We start from the raw sequence: 17838 nt of genomic DNA on the forward strand, positions 1-17838 counted from the left end.
GTGTAGCGGAAGCGTTCCGCCACGTCGAGCGGAAACGGCGCCTGTGCTGGTCCGATGCATAGCCGATCGCCCCAGGAGTGACGAGAGCGGCGCCGCTTCAATTCAGCGTGGCGCAGGTTTTGAAGCGTGCGCCACCGGATCGGGTTGCCACGGACGATACCTCGGCTATACCGGCGCCATGAATCTCAAGGATCATATCCGCGGCATCCCCGATTTCCCGAAACCGGGGATCCTCTTCTACGATATCTCGACCCTGATCCGCCACGCGGATGCGTGGCAGGTGGCGATGGGACGGCTTGCCAAGGTGGTGCGCGCGCATCACCCGGACCTGCTTGCAGGCGTCGAGAGCCGCGGCTTCATCCTTGCCGCACCGCTCGCCCTCAAGCTCGGTTGCGGCTTCATCATGCTGCGCAAGCGCGGCAAGTTGCCCGGCGCGACTGTCGGCTACGACTACGATCTTGAGTATGGGCAGGACCGGATCGAGATCCAGGCCGATGCGGTCCAGCCGGGTCAGCGGGTTGTCGTCGTCGATGACCTGCTTGCCACCGGAGGGACGATGGCCGCCGGTATCAAGCTGCTGCGGAAGGTGGGCGCAGAGGTTCCGGCCGCCGCCGCGTTGATCGAGCTGGCGTTCCTGAAAGGCAGGGATCGTCTCGATGTGCCGTTCGAAGCCCTTGTCAGCTACGATCAATAGGTTCGGGCCGCGAGGCCTCGAACCGTGAAGCGCCGTGCCGCGCTCGGTGCGCTTGGAACGATCATCGCCGGCTCTGCCCTGCCTTTTGCGCGCGCCAGCGATCTCCCTACGCCTGCCAACGCGATCTTTGCCGATACATTTGGCGGGTCCTACCGGATTGTTGTCGGTGGCCTGCCTGGCGGGCAGGCCGATCGCTGGGGGCGCGCGATTGCGCTTGGCCTGGAGAAAATCCTCTCACCCAGAACGCCGCTCCGCATCGAGACCGTCGGCGGGCAAGATGGGGTGACCGGCGCAAATCGCCTGCAGACATTGATGGTATCCGACGGTCATACGGCCGCGCTGTTGCCGGGCGAGTCGTCGATTGCTTTCCTGACCGGCGATCCGCGCGTGCATTTCCGGCCGGGTGAGTGGATTCCGATCCTCGCCGGACTCAGTTCCGGCGTGATCGTGTTGCGCGGCGGGGCTGGCCGACTGGCGCAAGCGGCGCCGGTCCGCCTCGCCGCCGCCGCGCCGGAAAGTCCGGACCTGGCCGCCATTCTGGCGTTCGAGCGTTTGGGGGTGCCGATTTCGCCGATTTTCGGACTGCGCGGCACGACGGCCGTGGCGCGCGCGTTCGGGCTTGGCGAAGTCGACGCGGTGATGCTGACTGGTGAGGATATTCCTGCCGATCTCGCATCCCTCCAGGCCGAAGGTGGCGCGGCGATCTGTTCACTCGGTACCGTTGACCAGGCGGGACGAACAGTACGGGATCCGCGTTTCGCGAACGTGCCGACAGTTGCTGAGCTTGCCGGGATACGGCACGCGAAGGCGCTGTCGCCACCGCTCGAGCGGGCGTTCCAGGGCGTCGCGGCGGCGAGCCGCCTCGATTTCATCATGGTTTTGCCGCATCTGACGCCGGCGGCGTCGGTCGCGCTCTGGCGGCAGGCTGCACTTGGGGCGATTCAGGGATCCGCCTTGCAATCGGCGGCGACGGCGAGCGCAATCAGCCTGACCGTTAACGGTGCGGCGGTCGCGCTGGCGCCGATCGCCGCGTCGCCCGAAGCGCTGCTGGCGCTGCGCCAATTCCTGTTCACGCGGTTCGGCTGGCGGCCCAGCTGATGCGCGGTCCGTCCGGGGCGGCAGCCTGAATGGCGAAGAGTGCCACCCGTTTTGTCTGCAATGAGTGCGGTGCCGTGGCGCCGAAATGGGCCGGAAGGTGCGAGGCCTGCGGCGCATGGAACACGCTCGAGCCGCAGGCGGTCGTGCCCACCGGCACCGGACGCAAGGCGGCGGTTCAGGCCGGGCGGGGGATCGACTTCGTCGGTCTGGCCGGGGAGACGCCGCCGCCGCCGCGGATTCCGCTCGGAATCGAGGAGTTCGATCGTGTGCTCGGCGGTGGCATGGTGCCGGCCTCTGCCATTCTTGTCGGCGGCGATCCGGGAATCGGGAAATCGACGCTCCTGTTGCAGGCGGCGGCCCGGCTTGCCGCTTCCGGGCGGCGGGTGCTGTATGTGTCGGGCGAGGAGTCGGTCGCGCAGATCAGGCTTCGCGCCGAACGGCTCGATCTCAAGACGGCGCCGGTCAATCTGGCTTCGGCAACGGTGCTGGCCGATATTCTGGGGTCATTGCGCGCCGAACGTGACGCGGCGCTGGTCGTGATCGACAGTATCCAGACGATCTGGGACGAGACAGTCGAGTCTGCGCCCGGTACGGTCAGCCAGGTGCGCGCCAATGCCTTCGCCCTGATCCAGGCCGCGAAGACGCAGGGATTCGCGCTGATGCTCGTTGGCCATGTGACCAAGGAGGGCGCGCTCGCCGGACCGCGCGTGCTGGAGCACATGGTGGATGTGGTGCTGCACTTCGAAGGTGATCGCGGCCACCAGTTCCGGATCCTGCGCGGTGCAAAAAACCGGTTCGGCGCGACCGACGAGATCGGCGTCTTCGAGATGACCGGACGGGGGCTGGCCGAGGTGGCGAACCCTTCGGCCCTGTTTCTTGCCGAGCGGCATGGCAACGTGACCGGCAGCGCGGTGTTTGCCGGCCTTGAAGGATCGCGCCCGGTGCTGATGGAGGTGCAGGCGCTGCTCTCCGCCAATGGCGCGGGCTCGGCGCGGCGCTCGGTGATCGGCTGGGACCAAGGGCGGCTGTCGATGCTGCTGGCGGTGCTCGATGCGCGCTGCGGCCTGAAACTGGGCGGGCATGACGTCTATCTCAATGTCGCCGGCGGGTTGCGCGTCTCGGAACCGGCCGCGGACCTCGCCGTGGCCGCCGCGCTGATCTCCGCCGCGAGCGGCGTGCCCGCCGATCCGGAGACGGTGTTTTTCGGCGAGATCGGATTGTCGGGCGAATTGCGGCAGGTGGCGCAGGTGGAATTGCGGCTCAAGGAGGCGGCGAAGCTCGGCTTCGGCCGGGCGGCCCTACCGCGTCGTGTCGCCGGCGGGACGAGGCGGTTGTCGGCGCCGGAGGGGATGGTTCTCGCGGAATACGGGCATCTGAGCGATCTTGTCGCGGCCATGGGCGCAGTGACCGGCAATGGGGAGGAGGCGTGATGACCTGGGCTGACGGTATCGCGATCGGTGTCGTTCTTTTGTCCGGCCTACTGGCGCTGGCCCGTGGCTTTGTGCGCGAGGTGCTGGGCATCGGCGCCTGGATTGGCGCGGGCCTGGCTGCTTTCGTCTCTTACCCGCTGGTCGAACCCCAGATCACCGGCATTGTGGGAAATCCCAAACTGGTTCTGCCGGTGTCGATCGGGATCGTGTTCATCGTTGTTCTGATCGTCCTGTCGATCCTGAGCGCATGGCTTGGTTCGATGGTGCGGGATTCGGTGCTTTCAGGCGTCGATCGCACGCTGGGGCTCGCGTTCGGCCTCGTGCGCGGGGCGGTGATCGTCTGTCTCGCCTATATCGCCCTTTCGATCTTTCTCCAGCCATCCGAATGGCCGTCGGCGATCCGGCGGGCGAAATTCCTCACCTACGCGGAGAACGGATCGGCTTTCCTGGTGGCGTTCTTGCCGGCGGCCTACCGGCCGCACGTCGACAGGATCGGCCCTGCGGCGGCGCCGGCCGCTGCGCCGGTCAGTTCCGCCGCAGGCGGAACAGGACCCAGCCAGTAAGGTTGGGCATGGTTCGATCCTCGACAGGGCCGAACCTAGGCATTATGTGACAGTTTCCGGTCGCAAGGGGATCAGGCGGCGTGACACAATCCGAAAATCCAGTCATTCGCGACGACGATGACAAGCTGCACGAGGAGTGTGGCGTCGTTGGCGTCTGGAACGTCACCGATGCGGCGGCGATCACGGCCCTTGGTCTGCACGCGCTCCAGCATCGCGGCCAGGAGGCGACAGGCATCGTCACCCATGACGGGGTGCGTTTTCACGCGCACAAGGGGATTGGCCTGGTCGGTGACAATTACGGCGATGCCAAGGTCATGGCAGGTTTGCCTGGCACACGGGCGATCGGACACAACCGCTATGCGACGACCGGCGCAACGCTTCTGCGCAATGTGCAGCCATTGTTCGCCGAATTCGAGTTCGGTGGTCTGGCTGTCGGCCATAATGGCAACCTGACCAATGCCCATACGCTGAAGCGCGCCCTGGTGCGGCGGGGCTGTCTGTTCCAGTCGACCACCGACTCGGAGGTTTTCGTTCATCTGATCGCGATCAGCCTCTATGCGACAGTGCTCGACCGTCTGATCGACGCGCTCAAGCAGGTCCAGGGTGCGTACTCGCTGGTTGCCCTGACCAATGACATGCTGATTGGCGTAAGGGACCCGCTTGGGGTCCGGCCTTTGATCCTCGGCCGCACGCACGGTGCCGATGGAAGCGGGCCGGGCTGGGTGCTGGCATCGGAAAGCTGCGCGCTGGAGATGGTCGGCGCCGAGTTCGTGCGCGATATCGAGCCTGGCGAGATCGTTGCGATCGACCGCGGCGGGGTGCGGAGCCTCAAGCCGTTCGTGCCGCAGAAGCCGCGCTTCTGCGTGTTCGAATATATCTACTTCGCGCGTCCTGATTCGATCGTCGACGGCATGTCGGTCTATGCCGCGCGCAAGCGCATAGGCAGCGAACTGGCGCAGGAATCGCCGGTGGAAGCCGACCTGATCGTCCCGGTTCCGGATTCTGGCGTGCCGGCGGCGATGGGTTATGCCGAGCGGAGCGGCATTCCCTTCGAACTGGGCATTATCCGTAACCATTATGTCGGGCGGACCTTCATCGAGCCGACCGATCAGATCCGCCATCTCGGCGTGCGGCTCAAGCATTCGGCGAACCGGCCGGCGCTCGAGGGCAAGCGCGTCGTGCTGGTGGACGATTCGATCGTGCGCGGCACGACGTCGAAGAAGATCGTCGAGATGGTGCGCGCGGCAGGGGCACGCGAAGTGCATATGCGGATTTCCTCGCCCCCGACAACGCATTCCTGCTTCTATGGCATCGACACGCCCGAGCGCGGCAAGCTGCTTGCCGCCCGCAACAGCGAAGCCGAGATGGCCGCGCTGATCGGCGTGGACAGCCTGGCGTTCATCTCGATCGACGGGCTGTATCGCGCGCTTGGCCACCAGGGGCGCGACGCCGCTGACCCGGCCTATTGCGATGCCTGCTTCAGCGGTGATTATCCCATTCCGTTGACCGACCACGCCGAGCCGCGGGACGCGCAACTCTCGCTGCTGGCCGAACTGGCCTGACAAGGTTGCGCCGGAGCACGGTGCATGACGCTGGTGGATCAGATCAGGGCGATTATGAGCGCGATGAAGACACGGATGCCGACAGCCGGTGAGGCGCTGCCGGGGCGGGCGACGCCGATGCCGATTCCGGAATTCCACTACGTCAGCGGCGCGCGGCTCGCAGAGCCCTATCCGCCAGGATCGGAAGTCGCGATCTTCGGTCTTGGCTGTTTCTGGGGCGCGGAACGCAAGTTCTGGCAAGCGCCGGGCGTGCTGGTCACGGCCGTCGGCTATGCTGGCGGATTTACGCCGAACCCCACCTATGAGGAGGTGTGTTCCGGTCGCACGGGCCATGCCGAGGTCGTGCTGGTCGTGTTCGATCCGCGGGCGATCTCATATCAGAACCTGTTGAAGCTGTTCTGGGAAAACCATGACCCGACGCAGGGCATGCGCCAGGGTGGTGACATTGGCACGCAGTATCGCTCGGCGATCTACGCCTTGTCCGACGAACAGCTTCGCCTCGCCGAGTTGTCCCGCGACGCGTATCAGAACGTGCTGTCCGAGGCCGGTTTCGGCAGAATCACGACAGAAATCCTCCCCGCGCCGACGTTCTTTTTCGCCGAAGCCTATCACCAGCAATATCTGGCCAAGAACCCTGACGGTTATTGCGGGCTTGGCGGGACAGGCGTGACCTGTCCCGCTGGTGTCATGCCCGCCGATTGAAAACCTGCCGATTGAAAACCTGAGGTATCATTTCAGGCCGGCAGGCTGCGGCGCTTGGTTCAGTGAACCGAGACTGGCGCGAGTTCGTGCTGGACGATCGCGGCACGGGCAACGCTGTTGTCGGCTGCGACGGCCATAGGCACGCCGTTGGCGGCGAAGACGCCGAAGGCCGGTCCGTTCGGTGTCATGATCGGGCGGACATAGGCAATTTCCTCGAGTCCGAGTTCGGCGAGCTGGGCCTCGGTGATCTGATGCGGATCGAGAAACGCCTGGAACGGCGCGTCTTCGGCGATACCGTCATGGGTCTTGATGTTCATGTCAGGAACCCTCCTGAAGTTCACGCCCAACGATGCGCGACGCAACTGCATCACTGTCGAGCGTGCGTGCTGAGCTGGCGCCGTTTTGGCCGCCTGCTCCCTTCTTGATGGCGATCGTGCGGATCTTCGCTTCCGGCAATGGCCGGGCGAGGTCGATATGCAGGAGCCCGTTATCGAGCCAGGCGCCCTTGACCTCGATACCTTCCGCGAGAACGAAAGCCCGCTGGAACTGACGCGCGGCTATTCCGCGATGCAGGAAGATACGCCCCTGCATGTCGTCGTTCTGGCGGCCCCGGATCACCAGCTGGTTGTCTTCCTGCGTGATCTGGAGATCGTCCATCGTGAAACCGGCAACGGCGATGGTGATCCGCAGGCTTGTCGAGCTGAGTTGCTCGATGTTGTAGGGCGGATACCCTTCCGACGACGTCTTGGCGGCACGTTCGATCACCTGTTCAAGATGATCAAAGCCCAGAAACAAGGGCGAAGTAAAAACGCGAGTTGTCAAAGCCTCCTCCTTTCGAGCGAGACAAGCGAAACCCGGACGGCGTTTCGCACCTCCGAAATGGGCATAAATCGCGTCCATTGCAAGTACCGATTGATCGGGCGCGGCGGCGGGGCTACATGCCGGCCATGAGTGCGACGACCGATATTGCGGATGCCGGAATCCCGGAGATCCTGATTGTTCCCGACAAGCGGCTGCGGATGAAAGCGCGCCGTGTGGTCGGCGCGGACCGTGACGACGTGGCGGAACTGGTGCCGCGGATGTTCGCAGCGATGTATCGCGCGCCGGGTATCGGCCTCGCTGCGCCGCAGATCGGCGTGTCGCTGCGTCTGGTGGTGATGGATCTGGCGCCGGACGACCAGAAGCAGCCGATGGTCATGATCAATCCCGAGATCACGGCGCGGAGCGAAGAACTCGTCTCGCGCGAGGAGGGCTGCCTGTCGCTGCCGGGTCAGTATGCCGAGGTGATCCGGCCGGGGCAGATCAGCGTGGCATTCGAGGACGAGGACGGCAAGAAGCGAACGATCGATGCCGACGGGTTGCTGGCGGCCTGCATCCAGCACGAGATCGATCATCTCGACGGGGTCCTGTTCGTCGATCATCTGTCGGCGCTCAAACGGAACATGATCCTGCGCAAGCTCGCGAAGGATCTGCGCGAAAAGGCCGCGCGGAAGCCGGCACGCTGATGCGTCTCGCGTTCATGGGATCGCCTGGATTCGCGGTGCCGGCGCTGCGGGCGCTGCATGCGGCGGGCCATGATATCGTCGCGGTCTATTGCCAGCCGCCGCGACCGGTCGGGCGGGGCCATCGCATTCACAAATGCCCGGTTCATGAGGCTGCGGAGGCGCTCGGCCTGACGGTGCGGACGCCGGAGCGCCTGCGCCGGGACGATGCCGAGCGGGCCTATTTCCGCGCGCTCGACCTCGATGCCGCAGTCGTCGCCGCCTATGGACAGATTCTTCCAGCGGACATGCTGGTCGCCCCGCGACGCGGCTGCATCAATATCCACGCGAGTCTGCTGCCGCGCTGGCGTGGAGCCGCGCCGATCCATGCCGCGATTCTTGCGGGGGATGCGCAGACCGGCGTGACCATCATGCAGATGGATGAGGGGCTCGACACCGGGGCGACGCTGCTGGCCGAAGCGGTGCCGATCGGCCCTGAGGATACAATGGTGGATCTGCTTGACCGGCTCGCCGATCTGGGTGCCGCGCTGGTCATCAAGGTGCTTGACGGGAATTTTCCGCCTGTGCCGCAACCGGAGGGGGGGGTGACCTATGCTCCGAAACTCTCGAAGGCGGACGCGGAGATCGACTGGTCGGCATCTGCCGCAGTGATTCTGCGGCGGATTCGGGCATTCCGGCCCTGGCCGGGAACGGAGACGCGGCTCGACGGCGAGGCGCTCAAGATTATCCGCGCCGAACCGGCGGCGGGGCAGGGCGAACCGGGAACGGTGCTTGATGACCGCCTGGCCATTGCCTGCGGCGATGCTGCGATACGGCCGACTCTTGTTCAGCGCGCGGGGCGGGCCGCAATGCAGGCCGAGGCGTTCCTGCGCGGCCATCCGGTCGCCATCGGGACGCGTCTGGGGTGAGGCGCTGGGCGCTCAGGCTCGAATATGACGGCCGGGGCTTTGTGGGCTGGCAGCGCCAGGAGAACGGGCTGTCGGTGCAGGAAGTGCTGGAGACGGCCGCATCCCGGCTATGTGGCGGCGATGTGCCTGACAGCGTGGTTGCTGGCCGCACCGATGCCGGTGTTCATGCCGCTGGACAGGTCGCGGCGCTGGAACTACCGGACCGGCTCGATGCGCGGGCGGTACGCGAAGCGCTGAATTTCCACATGAAGCCGCACGCGGTGGCGGTAATCGAGGCGGCGCCTGCGCCGTCGGCGGCGTGGAGTCCGCGATTTTCGGCGATCGGGCGGGCCTATCGCTATTTGATTCTTAATCGATCCGCCCGGCCGGCCCTGCGGGATGGGTTCGTCTGGCACGTGAAGGCGCCGCTTGATGCTCCGGCCATGCACGAAGCGGCCCAGTCGCTGCTGGGACGCCACGATTTCACCAGTTTCCGGGCCAGCTCGTGCCAGGCGAATTCGCCGCTGCGCACGCTCGATCGGCTCGATGTCCGGCGGGACGGCGAAACGGTCGTGATCGAGGCGGAGGCACGCAGTTTTCTTCACCACCAGGTGCGGAACATGGTTGGAACACTCAAGCTGGTGGGTGAGGGGCGCTGGCGCGTCGGTCGCGTGGCCGAGGCGCTCGCGGCGCGAGATCGTTCGGCGGCGGGGCCGACCGCACCGCCGGATGGGCTGGTGCTGGTCGCGGTCCGCTACGAGGTTGATCCGTTCCCGCGGAACTGACCCCCCGATGGGGATGGCGCTTGTTCTGTTGCCTTGACAGCCCGATATCGTCTAGAGCGAAGATCTCGTATTCGCGTTTCTTCCACAACGACAGGAGAGCGACATAGCCAGACTACCCGTTCCGCCGAGCCCGCCCAGCCGCGAAGGCCCGCGCGTCAATGAAGACATTCGTGTGCCCCAGGTCCGTCTCATCGACCAGGATGGTGAAATGCTGGGTGTGATGAGCACCAGAGAGGCGCAGCGCCGCGCCGGCGAGGTGGGACTGGACCTCGTTGAAATCAGCCCGAACGCGGACCCGCCGGTCTGCAAGCTGCTCGATTATGGCAAGTTCAAGTACGAGCAGCAGAAGAAAAAGAACGAGGCGCGCAAGAAGCAGAAAGTGATCGAGATCAAGGAGATCAAGGTCCGCCCGAACATCGACGAGAACGATTATCAGGTGAAGCTGCGCGCCATGAAGAGCTTTATCGGCGATGGGGACAAGGTGAAGGTCACGCTGCGGTTCCGCGGGCGTGAAATGGCGCATCAGGAACTCGGCGTGAAGGTGCTTGAGCGCATCCGACTCGATATGGAAACCGATACCAAGGTCGAGCAGATGCCGAAGATGGAAAACCGTCAGATGATCATGGTGCTCAGCCCGCGCTGAGCACCCGCGCAGCGTCATGCTGGGTTTTGTGACTGGACTGACTGCGGAAGCCGCCCTGCTGCGTGGGGTAAGAGCCAGGGTGGTTGTCGGCGGCGGAACTCCTGACGGTGCCCTGCATGCTGCCCGAACTCTGGCTCAGGACAAAGCGGTTTCGGCGCTGATCAGCTTTGGTCTTGCCGGAGGACTGGATCCGGGCCTTGCGGCGGGAACGCTTCTTGTGCCGCGAAAGGTCCTTGGTTCACAAAAGGCTACGTATTCTTGCGAGCTCCGGCTGACGGAGATGTTCGGGGGGGCGACTGTGGATGCCCTGATCGGTGGCGGGAGCGTGGCCGTGACCCCTGAACACAAGCGGGTGCTGTTCGCGTCGACCGGAGCTGCCGCAATCGATCTCGAATCAGCGGCCGTTGCGCGTGTTGCCGCCGAGTACGGTCTGGATTTTGCCGTATTGCGCGCGATTGCCGATCCCGCGCGACGGCGTTTGCCGCCGGCTGCCCTCGTGGCGCTCGGCCCCGACGGCCGAATCTCCATCGAACAGGTCCTGAAAAGCGTTTTCCGCCGGCCCGCGCAGATCCCGGATCTGATCGCGCTTGGCCGTGAAGCCGCCGCCGCGCGCCGGACTCTGCAGCGCGCGCTCGAGTTCTACAGGTCGAGGGTCAACACCACCGGGACGTGATCGGAACCGCGTTCCCAGTCCCGGGCGTCCTGAAGAATGGCATGGCGCGCCAGATTGCCGATCAGGTCCGTCGAGACCCAGATGTGATCGAGTCGCCGGCCCCTGTTGGAGGCCCGCCAGTCCCTGTTCCGATAAGACCACCAGGTGAAAAGCTTCTGGTCATCGGGGACGAAATGCCGGATGGCGTCGATGAAACCTTCGGTCCGCCAGGCGTTCAGACCCTCGGTTTCCGGCGGCGTATGGCTAACGACGTTCAATAACTGCTTGTGGCTCCAGACATCGTTTTCCAGCGGCGCGATATTCAGATCACCCACCAGCATGGTGCGATGCGGGCGGTTCATTGCGAAGTGGTCGCGGGCTTCCGCAATGAAATCGAGCTTGTGCCCATATTTCGGGTTCTCTGCCCGATCAGGGATATCGCCGCCGGCAGGGACGTAGAAATTGTGCAGCACAAGCGGATCGGTTCCGGTATCGATTCGCGCGGCAATGTGCCGGCAGTCCGATTTCATGCACCAGTCGGGCGTATCCTCGACCGCTGTAAGCGGAAGGCGGGAGAGGATCGCAACGCCGTTATAACCTTTCATGCCGCGTTTGAGCACATGAGGCAGACCGAGTGCCGTGCCGAGGTCTTCCGGGAAAAGGTCGTCGGGGACCTTGGTTTCCTGCAGGCAAACGATATCGGGCGCGGCCTGATCCATGAGACTGTGCAGCAGATCCCGACGGAGTCGAACCGAATTTATGTTCCAGGTCGCGACGGTCAGAGCGGTCATGCGAGGGTGAATTCCAGTTCGCCGACGCCATCAATGACGCCGTAAACGCGGTCGCCAGGTTGGATCTGGCCGACGCCATCGGGCGTGCCGGTATAGATCAGATCGCCCGGCTTCAGTTCCACGAGGGACGAAAGGAACGAGATAATGTCGGCGACCGGCCAGATCATGTCGGAAAGATCGCCGTTTTGGCGCTGCTCGCCATTCACCGCGAGGGAGATGCGGCCAGCAGCAGGATGACCAATTTGTGCGGCCGGAACAATGAGGCTGATCGGCGCAGAGAGATCGAAACCCTTGCTCATGTCCCACGGACGGCGAAGCGACTTTGCTTCGTCCTGCAGATCCCGGCGGGTCAGATCTACGCCGGCCGCATAGCCATAGATATGGGCCAGCGCCGCGTCGGACGGGATATCCCGGCCGCCTGCGCCCAGCGCCACGACGAGTTCCATCTCGTGATGAAGGTTCTGCGTTGCCGAAGGGAAGGGGACGCTGTCGCCCAGCGCAATCGCATCGGCGGGTTTGGTGAAGAAGAACGGCGGCTCGCGATTCGGATCGCCCCCCATTTCCCGCGTGTGCGCCGCGTAGTTGCGGCCGACACAGAAGATGCGTCGGACCGGGAAGAGCCCACCGCCCGCAACGGGAACAGCCGGTATTGCCGGCGGTGCGATCACGAATTCGGACATATTCTGTTCCTGCCTTTATTGTGACTGATCAGACCGCCTTGTTCACGGCGGCCCCGAAGCTCTCGAAAATGCGGCGGGATGCCGCATCATGTTCGAAATCATATTCCGGATGCCATTGCACACCGACCAGATAGCCGGGACCGGTCCCTGTCACCGCTTCAATGGTTCCATCCGTGGCGCGGGCCTCGACCAGCAGGCCGGGGGCCAGCCGGTCGATTCCCTGATTGTGAAGGGAATTGACGGAGAGAAGGTTGCTTTCCACGATCCGGGCGAGACGTCCGCCGGAGCGCAACGTGACGTGATGGGCCTTTCCGGTTCGCACCGGGGCGTGTGGCTGCATCGGCGTCGAATGGTCGATGCGCCCCGGCAGATCCTGCAATCGCTGATGCAACGTGCCGCCGAGGGCGACATTCAGTTCCTGGAGGCCGCGGCAGATGGCCAGAACCGGCAGGCCCCGTGCGACCGCGCCACGGACAAGCGGCAGCGTCACGCGGTCTCGTTCCGGATCCTCGGGCGCGTCGTCCGGCGGTTGCGGTGGGCCGCCGTAGAACACCGCCGCCACATTGCTGCGGCTGCCGGTCAGGATCAGCCCGTCCAGCCGGTCAAGCAGGGTGTTGACATGCGAACGGTCGCCATTGGCCGGAATCAGAACAGGGACGCCACCGATGACCAGGTCGACGGCCCGGACATATGTGTCCGAGGCCGCATGATTGAGCATTCCGAAAACGCCGAAGAGCTTTCGGCAACAGGAAATGCCGATCAGTTTCGATGACCGCGATATCATGCTCGACTTTCTCGCAAATCCGGAACGCCGTGTCAGCATCGCGCTGGGGACTGCCAGAGTTGCGGCCGTGGTTGCCGCCTGGGCTTCCACGGGTTCAGTTCGTGTTGTAGCCGGGAACGAATTCGAAGGTTTTGTCGGGGAACGGTGCGGCCGGCTTCAGGTCGTACAAGCTGACCTGGGTCACGCGGTCTTGAGCGTCGGTAAGCCGCCATTGCCGCAACTCGATCGGATTGGTCGAGAAGACGAGGGTGATGTGGCCCTGCGCTTCCCTGCCCGCCCGCGTCAGCGTGACCTGGATTTCCCCTGGTGGCGTCGAGACGCGCAGGAGCTTGACATCGCCGCCGAAGGTTATGTGCTTGGCGAGGAGGATGCCGAGAGGCGTGGACGACAGCGGAATGTTGGTTGTCTGGTCCAGCTGCGGATCGTGATACACAAGCAACCCGAAGCCCGCGACGAGCAGTTGAGGGTCCGGCTTGTCATATTCGAACCGCATTTTCCCAGGGCGCTGCACGATGGCGGTGCCGGTTCGGACGGAACCATCGGGGCCAACCTGCATGAAGCGGGCGGTGACGGTCTTCAGGCTGTTCAGGTAATCGAGAACTTTACCCAGGACCTGCTGTGTGTGGCCGGACGAAAGGGGGGCCGACCACGCAGGGGAAAAGGATGCCGCAACGCAGGTTGCGGCAATGCCCAGCAAAGCTCTTCTGGCAATCATTCCGTTCCCGTATTCCACTCAGTTTGCCGCGACCGAACGGCGGCTCGTCTGCTCCGGACGGCTGCGTCCGTCACTTGTCACCTCGGTCATGACGCTACGGATTTCCCGCAGAAAAGCCGAACCTTTGGTCGTGCGCTGCACCAGAACGCTGCGGCGATCCGACGGATCGACCTTCCGGCGGGCGAGGTCGAGATCGGACAGACGGTCGAGGGCCCGGGTGATGGCGGGCTTCGACACGTTGAGTTCGCTCGCAAGCCCGCGGACGGTGTGAGCGTCATCATTCAGATAACAAGTGAGGAATACGCCGAGCTGTCGTGCCGACAGGTCGACCCCCTCACGTCTCACCAGAGCAACGATCGTGTCTCGTAGAACCCCGACGAGCTCCTCAGAATTCATTTGCTGGCCCATGCAACTTTTTCTCCTCTCCGGTTGTCTGACGCTCATGATCACCAGAGGGAACTGGCGGTCTCAGGCCTCCCAAAAAGGGACGATCGAATTACGTGCAGCCTTGTCTCAGGAGGACAACCTGAGATCAATTATGAATCCTGAAGCTTACGCACAAGACATTGAAACATGAAAACATTGCAATTCCATTGCCGAATATTTGCCTTAATTCATAGGTCATTATCAAGGCCGTTTCGTGGTCGATACGCTGGCAAGGGCTTCGATGGCGCCAAAAGTGGCATGAAGGGCCTGCGCCTCGCCGCCCTCAGGCTTTCCCGCTCTGGTAGAGTCGTTCCACGCGTAGGTGTCGATATGTGCCCAGGGCGTTCCGGAGGGGACGAAGCGGCGCAGGAACAGGGCTGCGATGATCGCCCCGGCGAACGGCTTCGAGGCGACCGAATTCAGGTCAGCGGTTGGGCTGTCCAGCCAGGATTCGTAACCTTGCCATAACGGCAGGCGCCAGAGCGGATCATCGGCGGCCGTGCCCGCCGCTAAGAGCCCATTGGCGAGCGCATCATCATTCGAGAAAAGTGCCGGCAGATCCGGCCCGAGGGCAACGCGGGCCGCCCCCGTCAGCGTCGCGAAATCGATCAGCCAATGGGGCTTTGCGTCGGCTGCGTCGGCTAGCAGGTCGGCCAGGACCAGTCGGCCCTCGGCGTCGGTGTTGCCTACCTCCACATTCAGGCCCGCGCGCGTGCGGATGATGTCGAGGGGGCGCATCGCGTGTCCGGACACGCTGTTCTCAACGCAGCCGATCCGCACATCGAGCCGAACCGGAAGATTCAGCGCCATCACGGCCTGCGCGACTCCGAGGGTAATTGCGGCGCCGCCCATATCCTTCTTCATCCGTAACATTGCGGCGCTCGGCTTGAGGTCGTAACCGCCGGAATCAAAACAAACTCCCTTGCCGCAAAGCGAGATCAGCGGATGAGAACTGTCGCTGCCCCAGTTGAACTGCAGGACCTCCGGTGGGCGCTCTGAACCGGCGCCCACCGCGTGCACCGCGGGATATCCGTCTTCAAGTTCCGCGCCTCTGATTCGCCTGACGGCGGCGCCGTAGCGTTCCGCCAGGGTGGTTCCCGCATCGGCTAGATCGGAAGGGCCGAGATGATTGGCTGGTGTATTGATGAGGTCGCGCGCGAAGCAGATCGCGGACGCGAGGTGCCGGGCCCGGTCGGGCGCGTGGTCGACCGAAATCCGAGGCAGAGGAGGCCGCGGCCTACGAAACCGCTCGAATCGGTAGGTGCCCAAGGCAATTCCAAGCCATGCCTGGCCAGGATCGTAGTCGCCTGGCAGCAGCGACCATTCGGCGCCCGGCGGCAACTTCGTGTGCAAATCGCCGAACGTGGCCTGGGTAGGTCGGTCGCCAAGCCCGAGCAATGCCCCCGAACAGCCATTCGGGCCGTGTAGGAGAACCACCGCAGAGGCCTGCCCCGTAAATCCCTGCATGCGGACAGATGCTGCGGTCGGCGTATCTGTGGTGGCGAGAAACGGTTCCACGGCATCCGGACGCAGCGCCCGGATCGGTAGCCTGGGACCGGAATGTGATGTCTGGGGATCAGGAGGGAGAATCATCATGGTTTCCGCAAGTTACAACAGGCGTATCGGTCACGTCGTTGCTGAGCCGCAAATCCGGTGCGAGAATGCCGGAAACCGCAGGTGATCGGCAACTCTTGACCGACATCGATCGAAGCCTGAATGCCCGGTCGCAGCAGGCTGAAAACATTGGATCATTTCGTTCGGAAAGTTGTCCACTCCTGGATGTGACGCATATAACTCCGATGTCATCTTCCACAGGCCTCTTTTTTTTACTTTTGGCAATTCTGGAATGTTTTAATATCAGAGACTTAGAGAGATCATCGGATCGGGCCGTAAATTTCCTGAGAGGGGTTGACTGGTCAGTCACATCTCCATTCTTGCAAACCATGCACAGACTTATCCACAACCTTTCGGTGCCAATGGACCAGGATGATGAGTGATACCCAGCGACCCGCGCCAAAGGGGATTGAAGTGATCTCAGGCGCGCTCGTCTCCATGCCGGCGGCGCCTGGCGTATACCGGATGCTCGATCTCTCCGGAAACGCGCTTTATGTCGGCAAGGCGCGTAGCCTGAAGAAAAGAGTCACGACCTATACGCAGATCGCACGTTTGCCCGAACGGTTGCGGCGCATGGTGTCGGAAACCTCCACCGTCGAGATCATCACCACCCATACGGAAGCCGAGGCGCTGCTTCTTGAAGCCAATCTGATCAAGAGGTTGAAGCCTAAATACAATATCCTGCTGAGGGATGACAAATCCTATCCCTGGTTGGTGATCACGGAGGATGGGGAGTTTCCCCAACTCGCGAAGCACCGCGGCGCACAAGTGCGCAAGGGGCGCTACTGGGGGCCGTTCGCTTCGGCGTGGTCGGTGAACCAGACGATCCAGGCGCTGCAGCGTGTCTTTTTGCTCCGTACATGCCCCGATACGGTCTTCGCCAATCGCACGCGGCCCTGCCTCCTGTTCCAGATCAAGCGATGCTCGGCTCCGTGCGTCGGGCGCATCGATGCCGAGGCCTATGGGGCGCTGGTCCGCCAGGCGAGTGATTTTCTGTCCGGCCGCGCGGGGACGGTGCAGCACGATCTGGCCGCCGCAATGGCAGCTGCCGCGGACGTCATGGAATACGAGCGTGCGGCGGCGATCCGGGATCGCATCCGTGGCCTTGCGCACATTCGCGGCGGTGACGTGATCAACCCCGAAAGTGTTGGCGATGCCGATGTGATCGCGATCCATCAGGCGGCGGGTCAGTCCTGTCTTCAGGTCTTCTTCATCCGAGGCGGGCGGAATTATGGCAACCGGAGTTTTTTTCCCACCCAGGCCCAGGGAGCCACGCCGGGCGATGTACTCGGTGCGTTCATTGCCCAGTTTTATGACGACAAGACACCGCCTCCTCTCATTTTGCTCAGCAACACCGTCCCCCAGGCCGACCTACTCAAGGATGCGCTTGGTCTCAAGGCAGGGTACAAGGTTGAACTTGCGGTGCCGCAGCGCGGTGAGAAGCGCCATGTCGTCGAGCACGCGGCAACCAATGCCCGGGAAGCACTCGAGCGAAAGCTGGCGGAGTCCGCGGGGCAGGAAAAACTGCTTGCGGCGACGGCCGCTCTGTTCGGTCTTGAGGGAAATCCGGAACGGATCGAGGTTTACGACAACTCTCACATCATGGGCACCAATGCCTATGGTGTGATGATCGTTGCCGGTCCCGAGGGCTTCATCAAACCGGCTTATCGGCGCTTCTCGATCAAGGGGCCGATCACGCCGGGCGACGATTTCGCAATGATGCGCGAGGTGCTGACGCGTCGCTTTGTCCGGGCGACGGCCGAAGACTCGTCGCGTGAAGATGGCACCTGGCCGGATCTTGTCGTGATAGATGGCGGCGCCGGGCAATTATCGGCGGCGCGCGCGGTACTGGACGAACTCGGGGTAAGCGATGTTCCGCTGGTCGCGATCGCCAAGGGGCCCGATCGTGACGCGGGGCGTGAATGGTTTCATCTGCCGGACCGTTCTCCCTTTCAACTGCCGCCCCGTGACCCCGTGCTTTATTTTCTCCAGAGGTTGCGCGACGAGGCGCACCGCTATGCGATCACGACCCATCGAGCGAGTCGCAGCCGCAAAATCACCACGAGTGAGCTAGATGGCATTCCTGGTATCGGATCGGCGCGAAAGAAGGCCCTGCTCAATCATTTCGGTTCGGCACGGGGCGTGCGCCAGGCCGGATTGAAGGATCTGGAAGCTGTCTCCGGCATAAACCGGACGACGGCCCGACTGATTTACGGCTATTTCAACCCGGATGCTCGATTTGACGATCTTCCCGCAGGAGGAATCCGGAAAGATTGACGGCGGGTTAAAAATTTCATCGACACAACTTAA

20 protein-coding genes are annotated in these 17838 nt (G+C 63.5%); 12 read left to right on the forward strand and 8 right to left on the reverse strand.

Features of this window, described 5'->3' with window-relative positions; all coding sequences use genetic code 11:
- Positions 1-178: 178 nt before the first annotated feature.
- The 6 genes from ACRY_RS04465 to msrA all read left to right on the forward strand — a co-directional run bounded on the left by ACRY_RS04465 (position 179) and on the right by msrA (position 6049).
- A complete protein-coding gene (locus ACRY_RS04465) occupies positions 179-694 on the forward strand; it encodes an adenine phosphoribosyltransferase (protein ID WP_011941503.1) in 516 nt (171 codons plus the stop codon).
- Positions 695-718: 24 nt separating this feature from the next.
- Complete coding sequence (locus ACRY_RS04470; RefSeq protein ID WP_011941504.1) at positions 719-1792, forward strand: hypothetical protein; 1074 nt, start codon at positions 719-721, stop codon at positions 1790-1792.
- A gap of 29 nt (positions 1793-1821) precedes the next feature.
- A complete protein-coding gene (radA, locus tag ACRY_RS04475; protein ID WP_011941505.1) occupies positions 1822-3222 on the forward strand; it encodes a DNA repair protein RadA in 1401 nt (466 codons plus the stop codon).
- On the forward strand, positions 3222-3785 hold the full coding sequence (locus ACRY_RS04480; RefSeq protein WP_007422324.1) for a CvpA family protein: 564 nt from the start codon (positions 3222-3224) through the stop codon (positions 3783-3785). The genes radA and ACRY_RS04480 overlap by 1 nt, the downstream gene beginning before the upstream one ends.
- Before the next feature lie 80 nt (positions 3786-3865).
- Entirely contained in the window at positions 3866-5347 is a 1482-nt protein-coding gene (purF, locus tag ACRY_RS04485) for an amidophosphoribosyltransferase (protein ID WP_007422323.1), read from the forward strand.
- 24 nt (positions 5348-5371) lie between these two features.
- Positions 5372-6049, forward strand: coding sequence for a peptide-methionine (S)-S-oxide reductase MsrA (gene msrA / locus ACRY_RS04490; RefSeq protein WP_011941506.1), 678 nt, complete (start codon positions 5372-5374; stop codon positions 6047-6049).
- A gap of 59 nt (positions 6050-6108) precedes the next feature.
- Here the strand turns inward: msrA and ACRY_RS04495 are convergent, their stop codons facing one another.
- Positions 6109-6366 carry a DUF1150 family protein gene (locus ACRY_RS04495; RefSeq protein WP_007422321.1) on the reverse strand — a complete coding sequence of 86 codons (258 nt, stop codon included), beginning with the start codon at positions 6364-6366 and terminating at the stop codon, positions 6109-6111.
- Position 6367: 1 nt separating this feature from the next.
- Entirely contained in the window at positions 6368-6871 is a 504-nt protein-coding gene (locus tag ACRY_RS04500; RefSeq protein WP_007422320.1) for an Hsp20 family protein, read from the reverse strand.
- Positions 6872-6987: 116 nt separating this feature from the next.
- On the opposite strand from ACRY_RS04500, the gene def reads away from it, so the two are divergent.
- The 5 genes from def to ACRY_RS20155 all read left to right on the forward strand — a co-directional run bounded on the left by def (position 6988) and on the right by ACRY_RS20155 (position 10539).
- Positions 6988-7554, forward strand: a complete 567-nt coding sequence (gene def / locus ACRY_RS04505) for a peptide deformylase (RefSeq protein WP_007422319.1) — start codon at positions 6988-6990, stop codon at positions 7552-7554.
- Entirely contained in the window at positions 7554-8459 is a 906-nt protein-coding gene (gene fmt, locus ACRY_RS04510) for a methionyl-tRNA formyltransferase (protein WP_011941507.1), read from the forward strand. Before def ends, fmt begins: the two co-directional genes overlap by 1 nt.
- Positions 8456-9223, forward strand: coding sequence for a tRNA pseudouridine(38-40) synthase TruA (gene truA / locus ACRY_RS04515; RefSeq protein WP_007422317.1), 768 nt, complete (start codon positions 8456-8458; stop codon positions 9221-9223). The genes fmt and truA overlap by 4 nt, the downstream gene beginning before the upstream one ends.
- Before the next feature lie 103 nt (positions 9224-9326).
- Complete coding sequence (gene infC / locus ACRY_RS04520) at positions 9327-9866, forward strand: translation initiation factor IF-3 (protein WP_035185014.1); 540 nt, start codon at positions 9327-9329, stop codon at positions 9864-9866.
- A 16-nt stretch (positions 9867-9882) separates the two neighbouring features.
- A complete protein-coding gene (locus ACRY_RS20155; RefSeq protein ID WP_011941509.1) occupies positions 9883-10539 on the forward strand; it encodes a hypothetical protein in 657 nt (218 codons plus the stop codon).
- On the opposite strand, the gene ACRY_RS04530 is transcribed toward ACRY_RS20155, so the two are convergent.
- From ACRY_RS04530 to ACRY_RS04555, 6 genes are all read right to left on the reverse strand, one after another.
- Positions 10506-11309 (reverse strand): exodeoxyribonuclease III, encoded by an 804-nt coding sequence (locus ACRY_RS04530; RefSeq protein ID WP_011941510.1) that lies wholly within the window; start codon positions 11307-11309, stop codon positions 10506-10508. The genes ACRY_RS20155 and ACRY_RS04530 overlap by 34 nt on opposite strands.
- Complete coding sequence (locus ACRY_RS04535; RefSeq protein WP_011941511.1) at positions 11306-11989, reverse strand: fumarylacetoacetate hydrolase family protein; 684 nt, start codon at positions 11987-11989, stop codon at positions 11306-11308. Before ACRY_RS04535 ends, ACRY_RS04530 begins: the two co-directional genes overlap by 4 nt.
- Before the next feature lie 28 nt (positions 11990-12017).
- A complete protein-coding gene (locus ACRY_RS04540; protein WP_043509048.1) occupies positions 12018-12773 on the reverse strand; it encodes a gamma-glutamyl-gamma-aminobutyrate hydrolase family protein in 756 nt (251 codons plus the stop codon).
- A 94-nt stretch (positions 12774-12867) separates the two neighbouring features.
- Positions 12868-13488 (reverse strand): LolA family protein, encoded by a 621-nt coding sequence (locus ACRY_RS04545; RefSeq protein WP_011941513.1) that lies wholly within the window; start codon positions 13486-13488, stop codon positions 12868-12870.
- A gap of 18 nt (positions 13489-13506) precedes the next feature.
- Entirely contained in the window at positions 13507-13896 is a 390-nt protein-coding gene (locus tag ACRY_RS04550) for a MarR family transcriptional regulator (protein WP_007422310.1), read from the reverse strand.
- Positions 13897-14115: 219 nt separating this feature from the next.
- Positions 14116-15507 (reverse strand): M17 family metallopeptidase, encoded by a 1392-nt coding sequence (locus ACRY_RS04555; protein ID WP_043509275.1) that lies wholly within the window; start codon positions 15505-15507, stop codon positions 14116-14118.
- Positions 15508-15900: 393 nt separating this feature from the next.
- On the opposite strand from ACRY_RS04555, the gene uvrC reads away from it, so the two are divergent.
- Positions 15901-17805, forward strand: coding sequence for an excinuclease ABC subunit UvrC (uvrC, locus tag ACRY_RS04560; protein WP_043509049.1), 1905 nt, complete (start codon positions 15901-15903; stop codon positions 17803-17805).
- Positions 17806-17838 lie beyond the last annotated feature (33 nt).

Source organism: Acidiphilium cryptum JF-5 (assembly GCF_000016725.1).
GTDB classification, from domain to species: domain Bacteria; phylum Pseudomonadota; class Alphaproteobacteria; order Acetobacterales; family Acetobacteraceae; genus Acidiphilium; species Acidiphilium multivorum.

Excerpts from the sequence above, each read along its gene's own strand:
- ACRY_RS04530 (WP_011941510.1), bottom strand. The coding sequence starts at position 11,309 with ATGACCGCTCTGACCGTCGCGACCTGGAACATAAATTCGGTTCGACTC.
- ACRY_RS04545 (WP_011941513.1), bottom strand. The coding sequence starts at position 13,488 with ATGATTGCCAGAAGAGCTTTGCTGGGCATTGCCGCAACCTGCGTTGCG.
- fmt (WP_011941507.1), top strand. The coding sequence starts at position 7,554 with ATGCGTCTCGCGTTCATGGGATCGCCTGGATTCGCGGTGCCGGCGCTG.
- radA (WP_011941505.1), top strand. The coding sequence starts at position 1,822 with ATGGCGAAGAGTGCCACCCGTTTTGTCTGCAATGAGTGCGGTGCCGTG.
- uvrC (WP_043509049.1), top strand. The coding sequence starts at position 15,901 with ATGATGAGTGATACCCAGCGACCCGCGCCAAAGGGGATTGAAGTGATC.
- ACRY_RS04540 (WP_043509048.1), bottom strand. The coding sequence starts at position 12,773 with ATGATATCGCGGTCATCGAAACTGATCGGCATTTCCTGTTGCCGAAAG.
- ACRY_RS04465 (WP_011941503.1), top strand. The coding sequence starts at position 179 with ATGAATCTCAAGGATCATATCCGCGGCATCCCCGATTTCCCGAAACCG.
- msrA (WP_011941506.1), top strand. The coding sequence starts at position 5,372 with ATGACGCTGGTGGATCAGATCAGGGCGATTATGAGCGCGATGAAGACA.
- ACRY_RS04535 (WP_011941511.1), bottom strand. The coding sequence starts at position 11,989 with ATGTCCGAATTCGTGATCGCACCGCCGGCAATACCGGCTGTTCCCGTT.
- ACRY_RS20155 (WP_011941509.1), top strand. The coding sequence starts at position 9,883 with ATGCTGGGTTTTGTGACTGGACTGACTGCGGAAGCCGCCCTGCTGCGT.
- ACRY_RS04480 (WP_007422324.1), top strand. The coding sequence starts at position 3,222 with ATGACCTGGGCTGACGGTATCGCGATCGGTGTCGTTCTTTTGTCCGGC.
- ACRY_RS04555 (WP_043509275.1), bottom strand. The coding sequence starts at position 15,507 with ATGATTCTCCCTCCTGATCCCCAGACATCACATTCCGGTCCCAGGCTA.
- ACRY_RS04495 (WP_007422321.1), bottom strand. The coding sequence starts at position 6,366 with ATGAACATCAAGACCCATGACGGTATCGCCGAAGACGCGCCGTTCCAG.
- def (WP_007422319.1), top strand. The coding sequence starts at position 6,988 with ATGCCGGCCATGAGTGCGACGACCGATATTGCGGATGCCGGAATCCCG.
- ACRY_RS04550 (WP_007422310.1), bottom strand. The coding sequence starts at position 13,896 with ATGGGCCAGCAAATGAATTCTGAGGAGCTCGTCGGGGTTCTACGAGAC.